At 53.1% G+C, this 2,500-nt stretch carries 1 rRNA gene (only partly in view); it reads right to left on the bottom strand.

Annotation, left to right across the window (positions count from 1 at the left end):
- Positions 1–1,999, bottom strand: a 23S ribosomal RNA gene (locus tag PH551_RS32425); it reaches 943 nt to the left of the window's first position.
- Between the last annotated feature and the right edge of the window lie 501 nt (positions 2,000–2,500).

Raw genomic sequence — 2,500 nt, 5'->3', positions numbered from 1 at the left:
CAAGGAATTTCGCTACCTTAGGACCGTTATAGTTACGGCCGCCGTTTACTGGGGCTTCGATTCAAAGCTTGCACCTCTCCTCTTAACCTTCCAGCACCGGGCAGGCGTCAGACCCTATACGTCGTCTTGCGACTTCGCAGAGCCCTGTGTTTTTGATAAACAGTCGCTACCCCCTGGTCTGTGCCACCCCATCATAGTTGCCTAAAATGGGGTCACGCTTCTTCCGAAGTTACGCGTGCAATTTGCCGAGTTCCTTCAACATAGTTCTCTCAAGCGCCTTGGTATACTCTACCTGACCACCTGTGTCGGTTTCGGGTACGGTCTATACGGTGGAGCTATTTCCTGGAACCGCTCCGCTGCCCTGATAATCCAATAAACCAGAACAACTTGTGCAATCCGTCACTACCACCAGGCCCACGAATATTAACGTGGTTCCCATCGACTACGCGTGTCCGCCTCGTCTTAGGGGCCGGCTAACCCTGCTCAGATTAACTTTAAGCAGGAACCCTTGGTCTTTCGGCGAGAGGGTCTCTCACCCTCTTTATCGTTACTCATGTCAACATTCGCACTTCCGATACCTCCAGGAGCCCTCACGGGTCTCCCTTCATCAGCTTACGGAACGCTCCGCTACCACTCCTCTTAAAGAGGAATCCTCAGCTTCGGTGCATGGCTTCAGCCCCGTTACATTTTCGGCGCAAAGACCCTTATTTAGACCAGTGAGCTGTTACGCTTTCTTTAAATGATGGCTGCTTCTAAGCCAACATCCTGGTTGTTTTGGGATCCTCACATCCTTTCCCACTTAGCCATGACTTGGGGACCTTAGCTGGAGGTTAGGGTTGTTGCCCTTTTCACGACGGACGTTAGCACCCGCCGTGTGTCTGCCGAGTAGTACTCCCCGGTATTCGGAGTTTGGTTAGGATCAGTAAGACGGTGAGTCCCCATAGCCCATCCAGTGCTCTACCCCCGGGGGTATTCGCTCGACGCTCTACCTAAATAGATTTCGCGGAGAACCAGCTATTTCCGAGTTTGATTGGCCTTTCACCCCTAGCCACAAGTCATCCCAATCTATTGCAACAGATGCGGGTTCGGTCCTCCAGTTGGTGTTACCCAACCTTCAACCTGCTCATGGCTAGATCACTCGGTTTCGGGTCTAATGCAACAAACTATATCGCCCTGTTCAGACTCGCTTTCGCTGCGCCTACACCTACCGGCTTAAGCTTGCTTGTTACACTAAGTCGTTGACCCATTATACAAAAGGTACGCCGTCACCCTTGCGGGCTCCGACTGTTTGTAGGCATCCGGTTTCAGGTTCTATTTCACTCCCCTTGTCGGGGTGCTTTTCACCTTTCCCTCACGGTACTTGTTCGCTATCGGTCATGCACGAGTACTTAGGCTTGGAGAGTGGTCTCCCCATGTTCAGACAGGATTTCTCGTGTCCCGCCCTACTCTAGGACAATCATGATATCTACGCGTACGGGGCTGTCACCCACTACGGCCGCACTTTCCAGAGCGTTCCACTTTAATCACAATTGCCACTGGCCTGGTCCGCGTTCGCTCGCCACTACTTGCGGAGTCTCGGTTGATGTCCTTTCCTGCAGGTACTTAGATGTTTCAGTTCCCTGCGTTCGCTTCTTACACCCTATGTATTCAGGTGCAGATACCTTATCACAATGCTTGGAAACCATTCGGGTTTTCACTCACGCTTGTTCTGCACTTCGTGCAGCGCTGCGTGGGCGCGCCGGACGACCGGCGACGCGCTCTGCGCTGTATCGGGAAGTTCCCTTACAGGCCAGAGGCCGTCGGCGATCGTTCGCCGTAACGTCGGGTCGAAGACCCGACAACCAGAATGATTTTCCAAGCATTTAAGGTGGGTTGCCCCATTCGGAGATCCATGGATCAAAGCTCATTCGCAGCTCCCCACGGCTTTTCGCAGCGTATCACGTCCTTCATCGCCTGTGCATGCCAAGGCATCCACCAAATGCCCTTACGACACTTAATCGTTCTCATTGCCAATGCTCATCTTTAGTTGGATTTGGCAGACCTTATCCACTCGGCTTTCGCCCTCGTGGGGTGCCAAATCTGACCATCCGGACAACTCTTCAGTTGCCGCAAGGTCAGCTCCAACAATCCGGCTACCTTTTAAAACCGGATTATTCAGATGCCATCGACGTGTTCGACCTGATCACTTTATTGGAGCTACGCCGAGCAGCTCGCTTGTGTCAGGTCTTAAGACCAGCTTCTCGAGATTTGATCCGATACCGCGCGGTCAGGCAACGGTAATCCGACCGTTCATCAGACGAGGCCCGAAAGCCACGAACAACAAACGATCCAGAGCGACAAGCTTCCTACCACCCTCCAGCCCCTCCACCACATCCGGCCGGCTAGGCCATCCATGGGTTCACAGGAACTGGGCTCGGACGCCTCGGGCCTAAACCCAAAACACCTGGAAGCCTCCAGATCAATCTTCTCTTCACAATGTATGCAGAACAGGCATCGATCA

This window comes from Rhizobium atlanticum (assembly GCF_030182485.1).
GTDB lineage: Bacteria > Pseudomonadota > Alphaproteobacteria > Rhizobiales > Rhizobiaceae > Rhizobium.
Note: the sequence above shows the minus strand (reverse complement) of the source record. Positions and strands in the feature narration are given on the sequence as shown.